The 19904-nt window shown below is 56.6% G+C and carries 18 protein-coding genes; all 18 read right to left on the bottom strand.

What is annotated here, in order from left to right:
- Window position 1: 1 nt before the first annotated feature.
- Window positions 2–1336 (bottom strand): DVU_1553 family AMP-dependent CoA ligase, encoded by a 1335-nt coding sequence (locus tag A7E78_RS09540; protein ID WP_072283996.1) that lies wholly within the window; start codon window positions 1334–1336, stop codon window positions 2–4.
- Window positions 1326–2687: a radical SAM (seleno)protein TrsS gene (trsS, locus tag A7E78_RS09535; protein ID WP_072283995.1), complete on the bottom strand. Its 1362-nt coding sequence runs from the start codon at window positions 2685–2687 to the stop codon at window positions 1326–1328. Before trsS ends, A7E78_RS09540 begins: the two co-directional genes overlap by 11 nt.
- Complete coding sequence (locus A7E78_RS09530) at window positions 2680–3126, bottom strand: DVU_1555 family C-GCAxxG-C-C protein (RefSeq protein ID WP_072283994.1); 447 nt, start codon at window positions 3124–3126, stop codon at window positions 2680–2682. Before A7E78_RS09530 ends, trsS begins: the two co-directional genes overlap by 8 nt.
- A gap of 55 nt (window positions 3127–3181) precedes the next feature.
- Window positions 3182–3931 (bottom strand): DVU_1556 family methyltransferase, encoded by a 750-nt coding sequence (trsM, locus tag A7E78_RS09525; RefSeq protein ID WP_158516097.1) that lies wholly within the window; start codon window positions 3929–3931, stop codon window positions 3182–3184.
- Complete coding sequence (locus A7E78_RS09520; RefSeq protein WP_201257997.1) at window positions 3918–4121, bottom strand: DVU_1557 family redox protein; 204 nt, start codon at window positions 4119–4121, stop codon at window positions 3918–3920. The genes trsM and A7E78_RS09520 overlap by 14 nt, the downstream gene beginning before the upstream one ends.
- The gene (locus A7E78_RS09515; RefSeq protein ID WP_072283992.1) at window positions 4121–6436 is read right to left on the bottom strand and encodes a pyridine nucleotide-disulfide oxidoreductase/dicluster-binding protein; all 2316 of its coding nucleotides are present in this window, start codon (window positions 6434–6436) and stop codon (window positions 4121–4123) included. The genes A7E78_RS09520 and A7E78_RS09515 overlap by 1 nt, the downstream gene beginning before the upstream one ends.
- Before the next feature lie 184 nt (window positions 6437–6620).
- Complete coding sequence (locus A7E78_RS09510) at window positions 6621–9467, bottom strand: molybdopterin-dependent aldehyde oxidoreductase (protein ID WP_072285116.1); 2847 nt, start codon at window positions 9465–9467, stop codon at window positions 6621–6623.
- A 127-nt stretch (window positions 9468–9594) separates the two neighbouring features.
- Window positions 9595–10617, bottom strand: a complete 1023-nt coding sequence (locus A7E78_RS09505) for a molybdopterin-binding protein (RefSeq protein ID WP_072283991.1) — start codon at window positions 10615–10617, stop codon at window positions 9595–9597.
- 288 nt (window positions 10618–10905) lie between these two features.
- A complete protein-coding gene (locus A7E78_RS09500; RefSeq protein WP_072283990.1) occupies window positions 10906–11160 on the bottom strand; it encodes a hypothetical protein in 255 nt (84 codons plus the stop codon).
- A gap of 337 nt (window positions 11161–11497) precedes the next feature.
- The gene (locus A7E78_RS09490; protein WP_072283988.1) at window positions 11498–11998 is read right to left on the bottom strand and encodes a NifB/NifX family molybdenum-iron cluster-binding protein; all 501 of its coding nucleotides are present in this window, start codon (window positions 11996–11998) and stop codon (window positions 11498–11500) included.
- Between the two features lie 97 nt (window positions 11999–12095).
- On the bottom strand, window positions 12096–13031 hold the full coding sequence (locus A7E78_RS09485; RefSeq protein WP_072283987.1) for a TylF/MycF/NovP-related O-methyltransferase: 936 nt from the start codon (window positions 13029–13031) through the stop codon (window positions 12096–12098).
- Window positions 13032–13420: 389 nt separating this feature from the next.
- The gene (locus A7E78_RS09475; protein WP_145924878.1) at window positions 13421–13615 is read right to left on the bottom strand and encodes a hypothetical protein; all 195 of its coding nucleotides are present in this window, start codon (window positions 13613–13615) and stop codon (window positions 13421–13423) included.
- Window positions 13616–13845: 230 nt separating this feature from the next.
- Window positions 13846–14262, bottom strand: a complete 417-nt coding sequence (locus A7E78_RS09470; RefSeq protein ID WP_235606723.1) for a CoA-binding protein — start codon at window positions 14260–14262, stop codon at window positions 13846–13848.
- A gap of 12 nt (window positions 14263–14274) precedes the next feature.
- Window positions 14275–15687: an NADH-quinone oxidoreductase subunit N gene (locus A7E78_RS09465; protein ID WP_072283984.1), complete on the bottom strand. Its 1413-nt coding sequence runs from the start codon at window positions 15685–15687 to the stop codon at window positions 14275–14277.
- Entirely contained in the window at window positions 15684–17186 is a 1503-nt protein-coding gene (locus tag A7E78_RS09460) for a complex I subunit 4 family protein (protein WP_072283983.1), read from the bottom strand. Before A7E78_RS09460 ends, A7E78_RS09465 begins: the two co-directional genes overlap by 4 nt.
- Before the next feature lie 27 nt (window positions 17187–17213).
- Entirely contained in the window at window positions 17214–19076 is a 1863-nt protein-coding gene (gene nuoL, locus A7E78_RS09455; RefSeq protein ID WP_072283982.1) for an NADH-quinone oxidoreductase subunit L, read from the bottom strand.
- Window positions 19073–19378 (bottom strand): NADH-quinone oxidoreductase subunit NuoK, encoded by a 306-nt coding sequence (gene nuoK, locus A7E78_RS09450; RefSeq protein ID WP_072283981.1) that lies wholly within the window; start codon window positions 19376–19378, stop codon window positions 19073–19075. The genes nuoL and nuoK overlap by 4 nt, the downstream gene beginning before the upstream one ends.
- Window positions 19375–19890, bottom strand: coding sequence for an NADH-quinone oxidoreductase subunit J family protein (locus A7E78_RS09445; RefSeq protein WP_072283980.1), 516 nt, complete (start codon window positions 19888–19890; stop codon window positions 19375–19377). The genes nuoK and A7E78_RS09445 overlap by 4 nt, the downstream gene beginning before the upstream one ends.
- Window positions 19891–19904 lie beyond the last annotated feature (14 nt).

Below are 19904 nucleotides of genomic sequence, written 5' to 3'. Positions count from 1 at the left end.
GCTAATGATCCTTTCTTTGATCGATGATGGAACGTTTGACGGTGGCTGAAACGGGCAGTGGTTTAGAGCAGAGCCTGGTCGGTAGCAACCGCAGGGTGCCGGCCTCTGCGGCGGTGTGGATCGGCGCCAGTTCCTGTAGGCGCTGGTCAGCCTCCCGCAGGGTGGGCGGTCCGCTGCCTGCTGCAGTTTCGACGCTAACGCTCAGACAATTGACGCCCTGCTCAAGAGACAGCACCGCCTGGTAGTTGATCAGCCCGGGGATCATGAACAGTGTCTCGTCGAGGAGCGGAATGCCGAGCTGCTGGCCGGCACCGATGCTCAGGTGTTGGGCGATTCGGCCCTGTAGTTTGCTCAGTCGCGGCAGGTTGCTGCCGCAGGGGCAGGGTTCGTCCACAAAGCGGGCCAAGTCGCCGGTTCGATAGCGGATCAGTGGCAGACCTTTGCGGGTCAGGGTGGTAACCACTACCTCACCGGTTTCACCGGCGGTCAGAGGGTGGCCGTGGACGGGATCGACCACCTCGAAGAAAAGGTCAGGTTCCCGCAGGTGATAGCCGTCCAGAGCCTGGCATTCGACACCGCCGGTTAAAGCCAGTTCGGTCATACCGTAGTGATTGAGGGCCGGGCAGCCCCACTGTTGTTGAATATCGGCGACCAACGCCGAAGGGACGTAATCGGAGGTCAAAAACACCGACTTGATGCGCCCGCGGGCGATGCGCGATGCGTTAGGGTGGCGCAGTACGGATAACACCTGGACAGGAATACCTACCACGCAGGCGAAATTTTCTTCTGCCAGCAGGGCGGCGCAACGTCCGGGATCCGTGACGATCCCTTCGATCTGGCATTCCACGCCCAAGGGTTGCAGGGCGGTGGCCAGCAGATTGCCGGCACTGGCTGGCAGCTCTCCGGGCAACAGGATCAGCACCCGGTCCCCGGGGTCGAGATAAGGACACATGCCGAGGCGGAAAAATGCCTGTGTGCGGCCTAGCTCTTCTCCGGTGAAATAAAGGCGTTTGGCGGCTCCGGTGGTTCCGGAACTTTCCAGAGTGACCACCCGTTCGATAGCGCCCTGCGATACGCCGAGCATTTGCAGGCCCTCCTGCCGCAGGTCGTCGGCACTGGTGAAGGGTAGGTCAGCCAAATCCTGCAGTGAAGTCAGAGTGCAAGCTTGCCGGTTCTGTAGTTGCTTTTTGTAAAAGGGGCTGTTGGTGCTGGCGTGAGCCAGGGTCTGGTTAAGGCGTTCGAGCTGTAGGGTGCGAAGAGATGCCAGATCAAGTTCGGCATTCGCTGCCTGGTCCAGTTCGGCGGCTATCCAGATGTGAAGCGGGCTAACCTGCATGGTGGCCTCCACGGTAGAGAGGTTTTCCGCTGGCTGCGGTCAGGTTGTAGAGGCAGAAGGGCACCAGGGTCTCCTCTACGCTCATGACATGGATACAGCAACTGCGTGCCCTTTCCAAGTCGATGTTCCAAGCATCCTGAAAGGCCATGGCGGAAACGGCAAAAGTATGGCTGCGGACCCGCTCGATAAAGGCATCAAATTCGTTGTCGGCAGCAGAGGAAGGTTTAGGCTGAGCCGGAGCAGCCCACTGTTGGGCTAGAAACTCCTTTGATTTTTCCGCGCCCTCGGAGGCGGGTTTCGGTTTATTGCAGCCGCAGTCGCCCGCTTTGGTCAGCGCCCGCAGGTTGCCGTTCTCCTCGACCAGGAAGTTGCCGTGGAAGGAGCAGTGGGAATGTTCGCAGCCCGGTGGGGCAAAATGTTCTCGCCTCATGCGGCCCTTGGTCTGCTCCTCGATGCCGCGCATTATCTGCGGCAGGGTGATGCGGTCGTCATCGGCAGGAGCTTTGGGGAAACGGCCAAAATAGCTGATCGGCTGAAAGTGTACCCCACGCACCCCGGGAGCCCAGTCCAGGGCGAAGTCAAGGATCGCACCGAGGTTGTCGTCGTTGACTCCGGGTACTACCGTCGGTACCAGCACCACACCGAGGCCGCTGTCTACGCAATGATCGATAGCCAGGATTTTTTCTTTGAGCAGATCCCGGCCACGCAGGGTACGCAGGATGGTGTCTTCGGTGCCGTCGAACTGCAGAAACACATTGTTTAACCCGGCCTCTTTCAAACGTTTAGCGTAACCGGGTTCCTGGGCAAGGCGCAGGCCGTTGCTGTTTAGCTGAATGAAAGCAAAGCCGTGGCGGCGACCCATCTCGATGATCGCCGGCAGGTCTTCCCGTACCGTCGGTTCGCCGCCGGATAGTTGAATAACAATGCCGGTGCCACTGGCCCTTTTAGCGGTTTTGTACCAGCGGTCGATAGCCGCCAGGGTCGGGTCAGGAGGTGCCTGGGTGCTGCTGGCAGCGAAGCATACCGGGCAACTCAGATTGCAACGGGCGGTGATCTCCAGCAAAACCGAACAGGAGTGCTGGCCATGGTTGGGGCAAAGACCGCAGTCGTAGGGACAGCCCCCTTCGCTTTCGGTGAGGCAGACTGGCGGCTGCGAAGGAATTTTCGGCCGGTTCCAGTCGCTGAGCAGGGGTGGACCGTGCCAGATCAGGGTACGGAATTCACCGTGCTCCGGACAGAACTTGAGGAGATCGACCTGTTCATCGACTATCTGACGATGAGCCGGGACACGTTGCAGGCAAATCGGGCAGAGGCTGGCAGTTTCCGTTGCAAAGGTATGCTGTTCAGGCATCGCGACCCTCCGTCAGATCGAAACCGTGTTCCTCCAGCAGCCGCTTCACTTCGCCGTACACACCGGCTACGATCTGGCCACAACGCAGTCGGGGGTCGGGATCGTCGTCCAGAATCGTGGTACAGTCGATACCTCCGTACTGTTCGCCAACGGTATCGTAGAACCATTCGGCTAGGCGTTGGCGCATGGTCATGAAGTCTAGGTGTTCCTCTTCCTGGTCGAGGCCTTTGGCGGCGTAGAAGGCCAGCAAGCAAGTGCCGCCGGTTAATGCGCCGCAGGTCCCTTCACCGAATCCGGCGCCGTGGGCCAGGCCTGCCATAGTGCGGATCAGGTCAGGGTTGTTGCGACCGCAGTTGTCGAGTCCGAGATTCAGCAGGATCTGGCTGCAGTAGTAGCCCTTCTGCACCAGTTCCATCATGCGAAACAGTTCATTGCTCATGGCATTCCTCTGTGATGATGGCAATTGGTTATCTGGATTGCCGGCCAAGATAGTTTCAACCTTGTTTGGCGGCAACCACCAGACAGTAGCCGGGCCTCATGGCCTTCACCGCTTGTTGCATGGGCCGGCCGTCACCGTTGGCGGCAAACTGGCTCCAGAACTCGATCAAGGATCCGTTCTGCCATGCCAGGCGGGCCGCTAGTTCGGCCAGCAGGTGGGACCGGTCCTGCCACAGCTGCACCGTGAACCCGGCTTTGTGCAGCCAGTCCAGTAAACGCTCACGGCTGGTCGCTCCCGCAAAGCAACAATTGTCCGGCAGTTCCTGGTTCGTAATGTTTCTGCGCCGGTAAATATCGCTAAAGAGCAGCTGTCCGCCGTCCTTCAGCACCCGGGAAAACTCCCGCAAAGTTCCGAGCGGATCATTGACCAGCGACAGCACGCATTCGCAAGTCATACCGTCCAGCGAGCCGTCAGCGATAGGCAATTTTTCGGCCCGGCTGCGAATCAGGGGCAGACCGGGATTTGCTGCGGCCCCTTCAGCAAGAAGTTGCTCGGACAGGTCGAGGCCAATGGCCTGCAGGCTCTGGGTCTGGCGTAGATAGGCAGCTGTGGTGCCGGTGCCGCAGCCGATATCCAGCACTCGCGTTCCCGCGGGCCAATTAACCCGTTGCAAGCCTTCCTGCAGCAGGGTCAGCCCTCCGGGCCGCAGGGTATTGCCGGCAGCTCGGCGCAGGATGTCGGTTTCATAAAGGCGCGGTGCCGCCAATGGGCAGGCGGCACCACCGGATAAACTACTTGTCTTCAAGGATACCTTCGACTTCGGCCATTTTTCCTGTGGCCAACTCTTCGTTGATGAACACAAAGTCACATTCCGAACAGGCTGGTAAGTCGACATGGAAGGTGCCGTTCAGATAGAGAAAGACCACCTCTCGCATCACCAGCGGCTTGCCGCAGGCATCACAGGCCCATTGCTGGGCTTCTTCTAGGGATATCATTATTTAACTCCGGTAACGTTCATGCGATGGCTGTAGGCATTAAAGACCTGGAAACCGCTTCCCCGCGGGGTATATTCGACCCAGAAGGTGACCTTGCCGAGAGAGCGGTTGGCCAGGCGACGGCCATTGTCCTTGTTGATGAGACGGCGCCCTTCGGTTTCCGATTGGTCGATAACCTGGCGGATGTCGTCAAGCAGGATGCGTCGACGATCCACGGTCCGTTGCACTTCGTCGTCGAGATGCAGAATCATTTCCTGATAACCTTCCGGTACGGGAGGCTCTTCGCCCCATAAATGACGGCCGAGAATTTCCTTCACCCGGGTTCGATTTTCCCGGCGTTCGGACCAGGACAGCCAGCTCCGTTGCCAGGGATCCCCGTTGTCGTTTTCGCCGAACAGCAGTTCGATAAGATGGGCAGTCGGTTTCCCGGCGGAGGCCATCTGGTCGCGACACAGGGCACAGTAGGCCAGATAGTCGTGATCGCTCTCTTCCACCCGACAGCGCAATTGTTCATCGGTCAGGTCAAGGTTGGCGTTGAACACCAGGCCTCCGTAACCGCAACATTGAGTCATGGCGCCACTGTGATCCAACTCTTCGATGGTCAGCCCCCGTTCCGTGACGGTTCGGCGTACGTTCTCCCGAGTCTTTGGGTCCTGGCGGGCGGCACAGGGATCGACGATTGCCACCGTTTTGGCTGGCAGCTTTGTGGTCGGTAAGGCATTTTTGACCTTCGGCATCTCCAGAATTTGCCATAGAGACTTGAGCGGAATTTCGGGCAGATGCTCCTGGAACATCTGCTGACAGGAACTGCAGGCACTGATTATCTGGGGGAAGCCCATGTCCCGCCATTGCTGGCGCAGTTCGTCGATGATTTCGGTAAAGAGCTCCTTGCGTCCACCCCAATAGGCAGGAGCTCCGCAGCAGGCCAACATCAACCCGACGCCACCGTCGAGGTTTTCGCGCAGGAAGCTATAGGATTCGATCACTTCCGCAGGGCTGCTGGAGCAGAGCTGGCAGCTAGGGAAATATAGATAGGCGCTTTCAGTATAGCCGGGGGCGTGCCGAACCAGGCTGAACACCTCGCTGCGGCTGAATTCCAGGTCCTGCAGGGCAAATTCATGAGCCGAAGGCGGCATGAAATTTTCTCGAACCATGGTCTGGCGAGAACTATGGCAAACTTCGCCCATGAACAGATCGTTGGGGCAGACCTCTTGGCAAAGGCCGCAGAGGGAACAGGAATTGACGAATTTATTTTTACTGTGTGCAGCGCCATGCATAACCAGTTCATTATTAAAAACCTGGCGAATGTAGGGTTTGGGATACTTTTTGTACTTTTGCAGATATTGGCAATGTTTGACGCATTCGAGGCATTCGCACTGGATGCAGCGGCTGGCCTCGGTATGTATTGTTTCGTCCGTGGGTTGATTCGTCAGGGATCGAGAGCTGGGCTCGATGCCGTTCAGGTTGGTGTGCAGAAGGGTTGTATAGGGGCCTTCCTTTTCCCGGTTGTAATCGACGACGGCCTTTTGTAGAAAGCGTTCGATGGACAGGGCTCCCTTGCGGCCGGCATAGGCTTCCTTAAGCGGAGAATAGCCCTGGCTCGGGTCTGGGTTGCCCCCGGCAAAGACTCCGTCCTGTCGGGTGGCGCCGGTAAGAGCGTTGATTACGATTCGGCCATCGGCCTCTTTTTGCAGGGGCAACGTCCAGGTTGCAGTGGCCTGGCCATCGACAAAAACAGCGTCGAAGGTTTCGCAGAGACTGCTATAGGCGGCCACGTCGCAAGGCGTGCCCAATTGGAATTTGGCACGAAGAGCGGTCAGTACGGTCAATTCGGCATCGATCACCGTCGCCGGCAAAATATTTTCAGGATAGCTGCGCAGGGCGCTGCCTAATTGTTGCTCCTGTTCGTAAATGGTGACCTGTAAGCCTTTGTTGAGCAGGTCGAGAGCCGCTGTGAGTCCGGCCATTCCGGCACCGAGTACCGCGACCTTTTTGGTTTTTCGCGGCAGGGGCTTGGCTGGATCTGGACCGCCGTATTGCTCCACGCAGTAACGCTCCAGGGCGCCGATGGCCAGAGCTTCGCCAGCCTCTCCACGCTTGCAGGCCATTTCGCAGGGGTGGTCGCAGATGCGTCCTAGAATGCCGGGAAAGGGCAAGGTCTTTTTCAGGGTTTGGTAAGCGCCCTTGGTGTCGCCGTCGGCGAGATGCCGCATGAATTGGCGAACGTCGACATGCAGCGGACAGGCGCTGCTGCAGGCGGGTTGCTCATCCTGGGTACACTTAGCCTCCCATGCGATGCGTTGTTCCTTTTCCATCGATTCCCTCTTTCTTAGCTACGGATTTAGGGGATTATATGTTGGGCGAAAACGGCAGTGAATCAGATTGATAGATACTGGAGAGCCGCCTGAATAGCGACTCTCCAGCATCATGATCTCCGGTCAGAGGTGGTGCCGGCGACTCCCGGAATGGATCGCCGACACCGCCGGAGAATTTGCAGTCTTACACTTTTTCAGTTTCCATTTCAGCCAAAGCGTTGATGACATCCTCAGGCTTCGGCGGAACGGAATCGACCGCGTCAGAGGTGTAACCAAGGGCAATGGCATCGGCCACATCGAAGGCCTTTTTCTTCGAGTTGAGAGCCGCCAGTACCTTCTCCGGATAGGCCGGAAGGTGACGGATACGGGCGCCGCAGGCGTCATCGATAGCGTTGATGATGGCGCAGTGGGGAGCGGTCAGCGGCAACTCGCCAACGCCGCCGGCACCGAAGGCGCCGTGCTCACGAGGCTCGCAGACATAGATGATTTCCAGATCGTCGGTGATGTCGTTGCAGAACGGGAATCCAGCACCGATCATGTTGGAGTGTTTCTGGATGTGTTCGAAGTCCTCGGTCAGAGCCAGACCGATGCCCTGGGCCAAGCCACCGTAAATCTGACCGTCAACAGCCAACTGGTTGGTGATGGTGCCGACATCGGCGACGTGGGTCATCTTGATAACCTTGGTCTTACCGGTGGTGATGTCGACTTCTACCTCGGACAGGAACAGACCGTACATGTAAACGCAGAACGGGTCGCCCGCGCCTGTTTCGACGTCGCAATCGGTACAAGGCGTGGTCCACTTACCCAGATATTTGGTGTCGATACCATCGGTCTGCATTTCGTCGTAGCTGCGGTAGCTGCCGTCGGCTTTCTTCATGCCTTCAAGGAGCATTTCGCAGGCTACGCGGATGGCGTTACCGGTCACCAGATTGTGGCGGCTGCCACCGGATGGTCCGGAGTTAGGGGTCATGCTGGAATCGTTCATGCACAGGTTGATCTGTTCTGGTTTCAGGCCCAGCGGTTTAAGGGTTTCATGGGCGAAGGTGAGAGTGCCGATGTCTGCGCCCTGACCATGATCCTGCCAGCTGTTGCCGATCATGACTTCGTTGTTGGGCAGCAGTTCGGCCCAGGCTTCGGAGGTGTCGGGACCGTCGAGGCCGCAACCATAGATGCCGAGGGAGACGCCGACGCCGCGTTTTTTGGTTTCGGTGGAATTCATCTCGGCCAGTTGCTTAGCCCGCTCATACTTGGGACGCAGGGCTTCGAACTGTTTCGGGAAGACGAAGACTTCCGGAGTCTGTTGGGTCGGGGTGGTGGCGCCTTCGCGGTAACAGTTCAGTTCGCGCAGTTCGAAGGGATCCTTCCCCATCTTTTTAGCCAGCTCGTCGATCAGCGATTCGGAGGCGAAGAAGGACTGCGGTGAACCGTAAGCGCGGAAGGGCGCGCCCCAGCAGTGGTTGGTGGCAACCGTATGGCCTTCACCGCGCATATTGGCGATGTCGTAGCCGGCGAAAGCGTACTGCATGCCACGGATGGTCAGCAGATCGCCGAATTCGGAGTAGGGACCGTGGTCGACATACCATTCGGTTTCGGTGGCCAGGAACTTGCCGTTTTCATCGGCCGCCAGCTTGGCCTTGAACCAGAAGGGGGAGCGTTTGCCGGTGTAGAATTGCAGCTGAGCCCAGCTGTACTCAAGGTAGCAAGGTACGCCGGTGGCCATGGTGGCAGCAGCGACCAGGGCTTCGTTACTGGGGCAGAACTTGTAGCCGAAGGAGGAACCGCAGGGATTCTGCACAACGACCAGGTTTTCAGGGTCCAGGCCGAGGCCCGGCGCGATCATCGCTACATGCAGTTGAATTGCGATGGATTTGGAGCAGACAACAACTTTGCCGTCTTCGTTGGTATAAGCGAAGCCGATGTCGGATTCGAGAGGCATCTGCGGCTGGCGACCGAGATAGTACTCGCCCTCGACCACATGAGCGGCTTTTTCCATGATCGGTGCGGTCTCTTCACCCTTTTTCAGACCCTGGGTGAAGTAGAGATTGGGAGTGCCGGGGTGGATTTCAATAGCATCCTCGGCAATGGCGGCCATGGCGTTCATGTAGTGGGGCAGTACTTCGAGGTCGAGTTTGACCGCTTTTGCAGCCTCATCGGCCTGGGCCTGAGTCTGGGCGCAGACGATGGCGATGGCGTCACCGTACTGGAAAACTTTCTTGTCACAGAGGATGGGGCGCTCCCAGCCGTCGCCTTTATTGGTCGGGAAGGTGATCAGACCGGTGATGCGGTTCTTGCCTTGGATGTCTTTGGCGGTAACAATCTTGACCACGCCAGGCATCTTTTCGGCTTCGCTGGTGTCGACGCCGTTGATATTGGCATGCGCTACGTCGGCGTAGACCAGCGAGCAGAACAGGGTGCCTTCAGGCAGCTGTTCGCGCTTGTCCGCACCGAAATCCCACAGACCGCAGACCTTTGCCACGGAGGTTGGACGGGGGTAGCGGGTGCCGTAAAGGCTGCCGTTGCTGATGTCTTTGTACTCAAGCACAGATTCATCCATGTCACCGCGCAGGACCTTGGCGGCATCCATCGCCGCGTCGACGAGGGACATGTAACCGACGCAGCGGCAGGCGTTCTTGTACTTGGTGAACCAGTCGCGTACGTCCTGGCGGTCCGGGTTGGGATTCACATCAAGCAGCGCCTTGATGGAGACGACGAAACCCGGGGTACAGAAACCGCATTGCAGGGCACCGTGCTTGATGATGGCTTTCTGAATGGGGTGCAGATTCTGCGGGGTGCCGATACCTTCGACGGTGGTGATTTCGGACCAGTTTTCGACTCGCTTCATGCGGGTGACGCAGGTACGCACCAGCTTGCCGTTCAGGATCACGTTGCAGGCACCACAGGTGCCGGTGCCGCAACCGACCTTGGTGCCGGTCAGTTGAAGTTGCTTGCGGATCACGTCGGACAGCAGGGCGTCCTGATTAACGACTACATGTCGTTCGACGCCGTTAACCTTGAGTATTTTCTTGACCAATCCCATCTCTCTGTTCCTCCTCTTTGGGTTGTAGGGTTTCATGCAGCCGACCATTCGGCTGCCCCCCATTTGCAAATATGCAGGGGCGATTCGAGCTGGTACCTCGGGCCGCCTCTACAGAAAATAATTATTTTCCGAAACCGCAATCGGGGTAGCGACATTCCTTGCAGCTGGCGCAGATCCCTCCATGACCGAGGGCAACTATTTCTTCTCGCGTAACGGTCTCCCCTGCCAGCAGGCGGGGGATGATCAGCTCGACGATGGTCGCCTTGTGGTACATGGCGCAGCCCGGCAAGCCGACCATCGGCACTCCATCCAGTTCGGCGAGCATAAACATGGCCCCGGGATAGGTCGGTGCGCCGTAGCTGATTACTTTGGCTCCACTGGCCCGAATCCCGGCAGGAGTCAGATCATCCGGGTCAACGGACATGCCGCCGGTAAGAACGACCATCTCGGCGCCATCGTCCAGCACCCGGTTGATGGCGGCGACCATGTCCGGTACCCGGTCGGGTACTATGTGTTGGCAAAAGACTTCACTGCCCCAGGCTTCAAACTTGCTTTTCACCCGCGGCCCGAAACTATCCGGGATGCGTCCGTAATAGATTTCGTTGCCGGTGGTGATGAGGCCCACTTTTAGAGACTTGAAGGGTTTAACGGAAACAACAGGCGGACGGTTTCGGCAATGTTCTTCGAGCTGAAGAAGGTGCTTTTCTTCTGTGAATAGAGGAATGATTCGGGTCCCGGCGACAGTTTTCCCAGCCTCTACCTGCTGGCTGCCGTGCAGGGTGGCGATGGTTATATCGGGTAAGGAGTTGAGTTGCTGCAGTAGTTTAGCGTCAACCTTAAGCAGGCCGTTGCAATCGGCGATGAGCTCAATTTTTCCTTGATTTGGTTCACCAAAGTAAAGGTGCGGTCCGCAGATAGCATTGGCGATACGCCTGGCAGCATCGTCTTCGTGGACGTAACCCTCTTCCAGATTGAGCACGTAGATACGGTCCTTGCCGACTTCTTTAAGCTTCGGTACATCCGCAGGGGTGATATGATGGCCCTTCTTGAATGCCCGCCCCTTAAACTCCCCCGGCACGATGCGGGTGATATCGTGAAATAGAACCCGGCCGACGGCCTGCTCAACGTCTATGATTTCCACCATTGATTTAATCCCTCTTGCTTTATGCTAGGAGGTTGTCGGGTTGGCCCTGAAACGCTGCAAAATCGCCTGTTGGTTCATATTTCAGAAAACTTTTGAAAGTCTGACCTCGAACAGTCGATATTTCGTTTCGATCCGTTAAGTCCGATATCCTCCTGGGTGCTAATAAAAAAACCCGCATCAATACCTGTGTGTCAGGTAATCAATGCGGGTTTCGTTAGGTCTGCCGGGGCAGAGGACGAAATGAGCGCTTCGTATAATCAGTTGTGGGGTTTTCTTTATGCTCTTAGGTTACTTGAACTGTTCGATCTTTTCGATGTAGCTGACACCGCCCTCTTTGAAGGAGATAATCAGTTTGCCGGTAAAGGTACCGTTAATGAATTCCATTTTTTGCATGGTGGAGGCAATGATACGTTTACGGGTTGAGATCGTTGCAGCCGAAAGGTCTGTCTCGGGGGAACGTCGCCGCCCGGAGGAAGACTTCCCTTTCTGGCTGGGTTCATCTCGCAACTGAGACTCCAGGCGTAGAATTTCCGGAATGGACATGACTCTTTTTGCCTCCTGGGCATAGCCGATGAACAAGTACGCCGATACTGACCGGCCATGGATTGAAAAAACCCGCACCTGGGCCTTGAAAGGGTTCGTTGCGGGTTTCGTTGGGTCTGCCGATGCAGAGGACGAAATGGGCGCCATCTGTAAGGCAGCCGCCTGGAGGCGACTGCCTTATTTGATAGATTCTTATAAAATAAAACATCATTTGAAATGCTCTTATAGCAAACCCCTGGCCGATTTCACAAGACAAAAATAACACTAACGGACATAATTTACCGTAAACAACCAAAAATACCTAAAAATAACCATTGACAGGTTGCTCCAGTTGGATTCAATGGCCGGAGCAGGAATCGCTGTCATGGTCTGCGCAACCGCTGCCGCCCTGAAGTACACAGTTGCCAGGTGTTTCTTTAATTTCACCGACTTCCTCTTCCGCGTGGTGGTCATGGCCGCAACCGTCTTCTTCGTCGCCACAACGGCCTGCCTCCTGGCTGTAGAAAGGTTCTATTTCTTCCAGTTCCTCGTTTTTAAAGGCCTCAGTCAGTTGTTGCAGTCTGCTGCCGGTGGCGGTAAAGACTCGGAAGCCGCACATGTTCATGGTTTGGTGAATGGCATCACCAATAGCGTCGACGATGATGGCGTCAAGGTTTTTCTTTTGCAGGGCGGCAAAAGGGTCGCAGCCTTTCATGGGGTCTTTGATGTCGCAGTTATCGACCGATTCAATGTCGCTGTTTTCGGTATCAATGATCAGAAATTTGGGAGCAGAGGCAAAGTGGCTGAAAAGTTCACTGTTGATTCCGTTATCAACGGCTACGGGGAAACAGATCTTCATGGGATATTCTCCTTGTTAAATGTGACAGAAGTCTCCGGCAAGAAGGATAAATCCTAACCGGGCCAAACGAACCAAAGAATATTTATTTTCGGTTTTTTTACGGTTTATGGCAGTTGCAGGCATTTGGTTGGCATTGGTATATCAAAGCTTGTCCTGTTGGAAGATAGAGGGGGCGCTGATCGCAGTTGTTAAAATACTCGTCCACGGCCTTACGCACGCCAGGGCAAGAAGGGAAGCCGTAATCGTCTATGACCATTACTCCTCCGGGGTTTAGCCGAGGATAAAAATACCGGCAGCAAGCGAGGGTCGACGAAAAAATGTCTACATCGATATGAACTAGACTGAACCGGTGGTTATGCCAGTCACGAGGCAAGCTGTCGGGAAACAGACCGGGGTGAAGATGGATATTGTTGAAGTTTTGCAATAAGCTGGAAACGGACTCTGCCGTGGTATCTGAGAAATCCCCCGCCCTGTGCAGGTCGACGTCGGGTTTGGCCGCAGGCATTCCGCAAAAGGTGTCAAATAGGTGAATTTGTTGGGTGCTGTTTTTAAGAGCTGTTGCCATGAGCAGAGCCGTACCGCCTTTGTAAACGCCTACTTCAACGGCATCACCAGGAACATGGTTGGCCTGGCAGGCAAGTTGATAAAGAATACCAAGGCGATCTTCACTAAGAAGTGTATGCCGACGGACTTGGTCGTGAAGCTCGGAAAACTCTGGAATTGTTTCGCCATACTTTAAGGGTCGCGGTGTGGCATCGTAGAAATGGGTGTTTTCCTCAAAGCCGAGTTTCTCCAGAAGACGCCGTATAACCGAATAGTGACCGCCAGCAGCAACCGCAACACGGGGGTCTTTTTCCCTTAGTTCGAGCAGATAGTCAGGGGCATAAACCGGGCAACCATCCAGGGTTTGACCTTGCTTTGCCGGGTGACTGTCGATAAAGCAGTGAACGGAAGGCGAACTCGGGCTTTGGGCTAATAGACGGAGCAAGGCCACTCCCTGGCAGCCGGCTCCATAGATAACAAAAGGATTCATTGCTAATTCACATTTCAGGAGTGTAATGGACTGGAACGAAAAAAACCCGCATCTGCGCACTGACCTTCAGGTCGGCTTTGCAGAGCGGGTTTCGTTAAGTCTGCCATGGGCAGAGGACGAAATAGGCGCTAGTCTGGTTTCCGTCGGTAAACGGCTCTTTTTCGCCATGGCGGCGTCAATCTTCGAACTTCCTTGTGACTCGGGCCTTCCATGGCCCTTGCCTATCGGCAGCCGTAGGCTGTTCCATTCCGCTGTCCTGCGGAATGGGGCGGCGTACCGATGTACGCCTCCGCGCAAGCCCTTGATTTTCTTGCCACGACGAAAAATCTCTCGTTTTCTGCTCGGAAACCTGTCCTGTGTTCATCCGGTAAGACCGGTTAAACACTTGTCTATTTAAATGTTTCGGTTTTTTCGACGAAGCTGATGCCCCCCTCCTTGAAGGAGATGACCAGCTTGCCGGTGAAGCGTTCAGGAATAATGCGCAGATCCTGAAAGGTATCGCACAGCTGCTTTTTCCAGACGGAGTTCTTGGCCTTGATGTCGGTGACGACTTGTCTTCTGACCTCTCTATCCTTGTTTGCCATGGTAGCTCGGTCAACTTCCTTGTTGGCGGCAAGAGGCATAGGCCGCAGTGACAAAAAGGTCTACAAAACACCGTTTGAACATACTGCTGATTTGCCGTTGTATAGCATGCAATACAACGGTATGCAAGGGCTAATGTAGGGCACTGAATCACCGAGGGATTTGAGACCGGGGTGGAAACGGCCGTACAGGAAAAAAGCTGTGAGGAGGAGGCAGGTTGAATAACCTCGGATCAGGTTTCGTGGTAACCGAGAACCACCAGCAGACAACTGCCGTCGGCAATGACGTTGATGTCGGCTTCTTCACAGCGACTGATCGCCGCAGGACTCTGGGCGCCTGGTTGCATCCAGATGTTTTTTATGCCGCGCAGGATGGCTTGCTCGACAATCTGTTCGGTGATCTTTGGTGGTGTGATGATAGACAGACTTTGGACCTCGGATGGCAACTCGGTCACGCTCGCTGCACAGGGTAATCCTTCGATCATGTCAGCCTTGGGGTTGACGGGGATAACTCGGCGACCATGTTGTTGATAGCAGCGCAAGATTTTGTTGCCGTATTTATCGCGGTTGGTCGAAGCACCGGCCACGGCAAAGGTGTCGGCCGATAAAAACTGGATGATTTTTTCTTCCATTGTCTGGTTGTTCACCATGTTAACGCTCCATCAGGGAGTGAAACGGGCAATGATTTCCAGCAGGGGATTCGGAAGCAAACCGAAGGCCAAGGTCAAGCCCAGGCACAGGGCGATGATAATATATTCCCCTGCATGCCCCTTAATTCTTTCTGTTGAACCGGGCGGGTTCATGTACATCTGGATGACGGGTTGCAGGTAAAAATAGATCGAGGCCACCGATGCCAGAATGCCGATTACCGCCAGCAAAGGGTAGCCTGCATCCAGAGCGGCGGAAAATATCGTCAATTTGCCCATAAAGCCTACCGTCGGCGGCAGTCCGGCCAAAGCAAGCAGGAGGACGGTCAAAGCCACAGCGCGCAGGGGATGGTGTTGGGCCAAGCCGCGATAGTCGGATAGTTGCTGCGGTTCCTTATCGCCTGAGAAGGAGGTGATGACGGCAAAGATGCCCAAGGTGACAATGCTGTAACCCACCAGGTAGAAGAGCGCCGCGCTGCGCCCGGTGTGGTTCAAACAGAGCAGGCCGGTGAGCACAAACCCCATATGGACCACAGAAGAATAGGCCAGCATCCGCTTGACGTTGTTTTGGGCCAGGGCGCAAAGGGTGCCAACAACCATGGAGAGCAGGGCCAGGACCATCAGCATCGGTTTAAATGCAGTTGGAGCTGCGGGCAAGGTTGCAGTCAAGGTCAGCAAAGCAGCGGTAACAGCTCCCTTGCTGCCGCTGGCAAGCAGGCCCGTAATTGGAGCAGGAGCGCCTTGATAAACATCCGGGGTCCAGAAATGAAAGGGGGCCAGAGACAGTTTGAAAGCAAAGGCACCCAAGAGCAGGGTCATGCCGGCAAGGGCCACCGATTGCATGGGGGCACCAGGCAGTAAGGCTGCGGTGGCAGCGGGTAATTGAAAACTGCCGCTGGCAGCATAAAGCAGAGCCATGCCAAAGGCCAACAGGCCGGCCGCCACCCCTCCGGGGACCAGATACTTGAGACCGGCTTCGGAACCGAGGGGACAGTTCTTGTTAAAGGCAACGAGTACGTAAAAAACCAGGGTGAAGGCTTCCAACGCTAAAAAAATACCGCTCAGGGAGATTGCAGAGGATAGCAACCCCATACCGGTTGCGGCAAATAACAGCAGGGCGCTGTACTCTCCGCTGGGCAACTGGCGCCGGGAAAGATAGGAACCGGAAGAAATCAAGGTGGCTGCGGTAGCCAAAGACCAAAAGGTGATGAAAAAGCGGGCGTAAGGTCCGGCAGTATACATGCCGCCAATGTCGGTTATGCAGGAGGGGATCAGCTGGGCGCTGACAGCTGCGCATAGGGCCAGAAGCGCCCCGACAACCAGGGGCCAGCTGCGGCTGATGGAGCCACGGGCCAGCATGAGCAAGGCAGTGGCACCGAGGGCAAGAATCAATAGCGGCAGCAGGGCAATCAGTTCCGGTGCAGTCACGGCAACCCTCCGTTCAGACTCAGAGGGGCAGCGCTATTCAGCAACACCTGAGCTGGACCCCGTAGCGGTTCAAGAAAGGTTTCAGGATAGAGCCCCAACCACAGTACAAGTAAAACCAGAGGGACCAGCAGTAACCATTCGCCTCGAGCCAGATCGGACCAGGCGTGCTCATCTTTGGTGGGACCCCAAATCACGCCCTGTAGCAGGCGCAACATGTAGATGGCGGCCAGCAGCAGGCCGGACGCCGCAAGGATTGCCGAGAGGGGGCGTACGCTGAAGGTTCCGAGCAGAATCAGAATTTCACCGACAAAGTTGTTGAGTCCGGGCAGGCCAAGGGCGGCCAGCCCAAAAAACAGTAGCAAGGCCGAGAGTCGCGGCACCCGGCTCCATAAACCGCCCAATTCGTCAAGGTGCCGGCTGCCGGCACGCTTTTCGATCAGAGCGATAAGGATAAACAGGGCGGCGGTGGTCAGACCATGGTTGACCATCTGCAGCAGGGCCCCCTCTACAGCAGTAGTGGTCCAGGCGCTGAGGCCGAGGACAATAAATCCGAGGTGGGCCAGGGAAGAATAGGCTACCAACCGTTTAAGATCCCGTTGGGCGCTGGCGATCCAGCCGCCGTAGAGAATACCGACCAGGGCCAGGGTCGCCAGCAATGGCAGGGCACTCTGGGCGGTGTTTGGAAAAAGCGGCAGGGCAAATCGTACCAGACCGTAGATGCCGGTCTTGGCCAGGATGCCGGCCAGCAACAGGCTGCAGGCCGCCGGAGCAGCACTGTATGCATCGGCCTGCCAGCTATGTAGTGGCACCATTGGGACCTTAATCAGGAAGGCCAGGGCAAAGGCGGCAAACAACCAAGGCTCGAGTCCCGCTGGCAGATCGGTGTGCTGTAGAGCGGCCAGGGCGAAACTGTAATCGCCGGTTTGCTGGCCGTGCAAGACATAGAGCGCAACGATGGCCAGCAGCATCAGCAAACTTCCGGCGAGGGAGAAGAGGAAAAACTTCATCGCTGCAGCGATGCCGCCTTTTTGTCCCCAGATGCCGATCAAAAAGAACAGCGGAATAAGCATCAGCTCCCAGCAAATGTAGAACAGTACCAGGTCAAGGGCCATGAATACGCCCAATACCCCGGTTTCCACCAGTAGCAGCAGGGCGAAGTAGCTAGCCGGTCGGTCCGCTTCATTCCAAGAGAGCCACACCGCCAGTACTGAAAGAAAAGCCGTCAATAAAATCATCAGCAGGGCTAGGCCATCGATGCCGAGGTGAATGCTAATTCCCAAAGCGGAGATCCAGCGGTAGTCTTCCAGTAACAGCCAGCCCGGTTCTGCCGGAAGCAGCACGAAGCAACCGATGGCGATCAGTAGTACCGCAAGGGTGCCGGCCAGGGCCAGACTACGGGCGACAGCCGGACGTTGTCTGAAGAGCAGGCACAGGGCTGCCGTGCCGAGGGGCAAGGTCAGCATCAGGGTGAGTAAAGGTAAGGGGCAGTTACCGGTCATCATTGTATCCAATGGCAATGGTCGTTTTTAAGGTTGCAGCAGCTGCAACAGCAGCCAGCCGAACAGGGCGCAAAGGCCCAGGGCCATGGCGGCCAGGTAATGGGGCAATTGGCCGCTGGTCAGTCGACGCAGTTGCTGGCCGCTCTGCAGGCACAGAAGGGCCGCTCCGCGGTAAAGGCCGCCGAGGAATTCTTCGTCGAATTGGCGCCAGCCTGTAGCCAGGGTGCGGAAAGGTCGCTGCAGCAGCTCTTCCTGCCAACGGTCCGCATCGCCGCCTCGCAAGAAAAATGCTTCCCCTCGGCCGGCCGGGCGCAAGGCGGGGCTTTGCCAGTACCGATAACGGCTCCACAGCCAGGCGGTAAGCACCAGCAATGCTGCCGTAGCGGCCAAAATAAGTTCTGCGCTCAGGTGGGGATGTACGCTGGTGTCGATGGTTTCTAAAAGGTGTTGCAGGCGCAAGTTTCCTCCCCACATGGGCGGAAGATTGAGCAGGCCGCCGCCAAGACCAAGCAGGGCCAGGGGCAGGAGTGGCCAGAGCATGCTGATCGGTAGCGTGTGGGAGACGGCAGCAGGTTGGCGGCTTCCGCACAACACATAAAGCAGTCGAAAACTGTACAGGGCGGTGAGCAGTGCTGCCAGTAATCCCAAGCCACCGAGTAACAGATAGTATTTTCCGCCGGCCATGAAGGTGGCCATCAAAATGGCATCCTTGGAAAAAAAACCGCCGGTTAAAGGCACGCCGGCAAGGCACAGTCCGCCAGCGAGCAGGGGCCATAGCAGCAGGGGGTAACGCCTTGCCACTCCTTGCAGGTAGGCGAGTTTCTGCTCGCCTCCCGCCAGGTGAATGACACAGCCGGCCGCCATAAACAATAGAGCCTTGAAGAAAGCGTGAACCAGCAGGTGAAACAGGGCGCCGCTGACCGTACCGGCTCCCACCGCAAGAAACATATAGCCGACCTGGCTCATGGTTGAGTAGGCTAATAACCGTTTCAGATCCCTCTGGGCAAGAGCGCAGGCGGCACCGTACAGGGCGGTAATAGCGCCGACGGTGGCTACCGCAGTCATGGCTGTTGCTGACAGGCTAAGCAGGGGAAAGAGCCGACAGAGCAGATAAACGCCCGCTGTAACCATGGTTGCCGCATGGATCAGGGCGGAAACCGGAGTCGGTCCGGCCATGGCATCGGGCAGCCAGGTCATGAAGGGCAGCTGAGCCGACTTGCCGCAGGCTCCGGCCAGCAGCAGCAGGCCAAGAGCGGTAACGGTAGCCATCGGCAGGGTCGAAGCCTGAGCGTTAATTGCCGCCATATTCAGAGTGCCGGTCAACTGAAACAGCCAGAGGATGGCAACCAGCAAAAACAGGTCGGCACTGCGGGTTACCAGAAATGCCTTGCGGCCGGCGCTGGCATTGGCGTCTTTCTGATACCAGTAGCCGATCAGGGCGTAGGAACAGAACCCGACCCCTTCCCAGCCAAGCAGCAACAGCAAGAGATTGTCAGCCAGCAACAGGGTCAGCATGGCAAAGACGAACAGGTTGAGCAGCGCAAAGAAACGGCTGACCGCCGGTTCGTTGTGCAGATAAGCGATAGCGTAGATGTGGATAAGGGTGGCTACGCCGGTCACCATGAGACACATGCAGGCCGCGAGCCGATCAAAATGGAAAGCGACAGAAATTTGTAACGACCCGCTTTGCAGCCAATTGAAAAGTTCCAGAGTGGTGCCGTCGCCACTCGCCAGAGGCCAGGCCAGGGCGCTGGCCATAGTCGCAGAGGCCACTGCCAGTACCGCCAGCAGTTCGGTAACTCGTCTTGGCCAGCAACGGCCGCCGAGTATGATCAGGCCGGCCCCACAGAGGGGCAGCAGTACGATAAGACCAATCAGCGCGTCGCTCATCCCTGTAGATCCTTGAAGGTGTTGACGTCGATAGAGCCAGTGCGGCTGTGCAGATAGACCACCATAGCCAGGGCGACAGCCACTTCGGCGGCGGTCACGCCCATGATCAACATGACCATCAATTGACCGTCCAGTTGTTGCCAGAAGGCTGAACCTGCGACCAATACCAGGCCGGCAGCATTTAACATAATTTCCACGCCGATAAGAATCATAACCAGATTGCGCCGCATCAAGGTGCAGGACAGGCCCATGAAAAAGAGTGCCGCAGCGACCAGTAAAATGTGGTTTAAGGGTACGATCATGACGACTCCTCCCCTTGTCGGACTTTACGGCGCCGGCCGAGATAGTAGGCGCCGGTGGTCGCAAAGAGCAACTGGAAAGAAACGATTTTAACCGCCAGGCCGTAGCGGCTGAACAGGGCGGCGCCGAAACTGCGCGGTGACGCATAGTAAAGCGGCACCCCGGCCTGGCCTGCCGGGTCAATAGTAAGAATCAGGCCAGCGGAGACCAGCAGCAGTAAAAACAATAACAGTGCCGGTGCCACCTGACGGCGATTAAGTGCCGGTCTCTGCGATCCGGGGCTGAGCTCCAGAGTCATAATAACAAACAGAAACAACACCATGATCGCGCCGGCATAGACGATCACCTCCCAGGCGGCAATGAGAGGCGCGCCGAGCAGGTAAAACATCAGCGCCAGGGCAAAGAAGGCATTGATGAGGAAGATGACAGCATGTACCGGGCTTCTGCGGGTGATGCAGAGCAAGGTAGCCAGCAGGGCTGTCGCAGCCAGTAAATAAAAAAGTAAGCTTGCCATAGTTGCTTCCTCGC

Origin of the sequence: Syntrophotalea acetylenivorans (assembly GCF_001887775.1) — a bacterium.
Lineage (GTDB): Bacteria > Desulfobacterota > Desulfuromonadia > Desulfuromonadales > Syntrophotaleaceae > Syntrophotalea_A > Syntrophotalea_A acetylenivorans.
This window is presented reverse-complemented; position numbering and strand designations above follow the sequence as displayed.

Excerpts from the sequence above, each read along its gene's own strand:
- A7E78_RS09540 (WP_072283996.1), bottom strand. The coding sequence starts at position 1,336 with ATGCAGGTTAGCCCGCTTCACATCTGGATAGCCGCCGAACTGGACCAG.
- trsS (WP_072283995.1), bottom strand. The coding sequence starts at position 2,687 with ATGCCTGAACAGCATACCTTTGCAACGGAAACTGCCAGCCTCTGCCCG.
- A7E78_RS09530 (WP_072283994.1), bottom strand. The coding sequence starts at position 3,126 with ATGAGCAATGAACTGTTTCGCATGATGGAACTGGTGCAGAAGGGCTAC.
- A7E78_RS09520 (WP_201257997.1), bottom strand. The coding sequence starts at position 4,121 with ATGATATCCCTAGAAGAAGCCCAGCAATGGGCCTGTGATGCCTGCGGC.
- A7E78_RS09515 (WP_072283992.1), bottom strand. The coding sequence starts at position 6,436 with ATGGAAAAGGAACAACGCATCGCATGGGAGGCTAAGTGTACCCAGGAT.
- A7E78_RS09505 (WP_072283991.1), bottom strand. The coding sequence starts at position 10,617 with ATGGTGGAAATCATAGACGTTGAGCAGGCCGTCGGCCGGGTTCTATTT.
- A7E78_RS09500 (WP_072283990.1), bottom strand. The coding sequence starts at position 11,160 with ATGTCCATTCCGGAAATTCTACGCCTGGAGTCTCAGTTGCGAGATGAA.
- A7E78_RS09490 (WP_072283988.1), bottom strand. The coding sequence starts at position 11,998 with ATGAAGATCTGTTTCCCCGTAGCCGTTGATAACGGAATCAACAGTGAA.
- A7E78_RS09485 (WP_072283987.1), bottom strand. The coding sequence starts at position 13,031 with ATGAATCCTTTTGTTATCTATGGAGCCGGCTGCCAGGGAGTGGCCTTG.
- A7E78_RS09475 (WP_145924878.1), bottom strand. The coding sequence starts at position 13,615 with ATGGCAAACAAGGATAGAGAGGTCAGAAGACAAGTCGTCACCGACATC.
- A7E78_RS09470 (WP_235606723.1), bottom strand. The coding sequence starts at position 14,262 with ATGGTGAACAACCAGACAATGGAAGAAAAAATCATCCAGTTTTTATCG.
- A7E78_RS09460 (WP_072283983.1), bottom strand. The coding sequence starts at position 17,186 with ATGACCGGTAACTGCCCCTTACCTTTACTCACCCTGATGCTGACCTTG.
- nuoL (WP_072283982.1), bottom strand. The coding sequence starts at position 19,076 with ATGAGCGACGCGCTGATTGGTCTTATCGTACTGCTGCCCCTCTGTGGG.
- nuoK (WP_072283981.1), bottom strand. The coding sequence starts at position 19,378 with ATGATCGTACCCTTAAACCACATTTTACTGGTCGCTGCGGCACTCTTT.
- A7E78_RS09445 (WP_072283980.1), bottom strand. The coding sequence starts at position 19,890 with ATGGCAAGCTTACTTTTTTATTTACTGGCTGCGACAGCCCTGCTGGCT.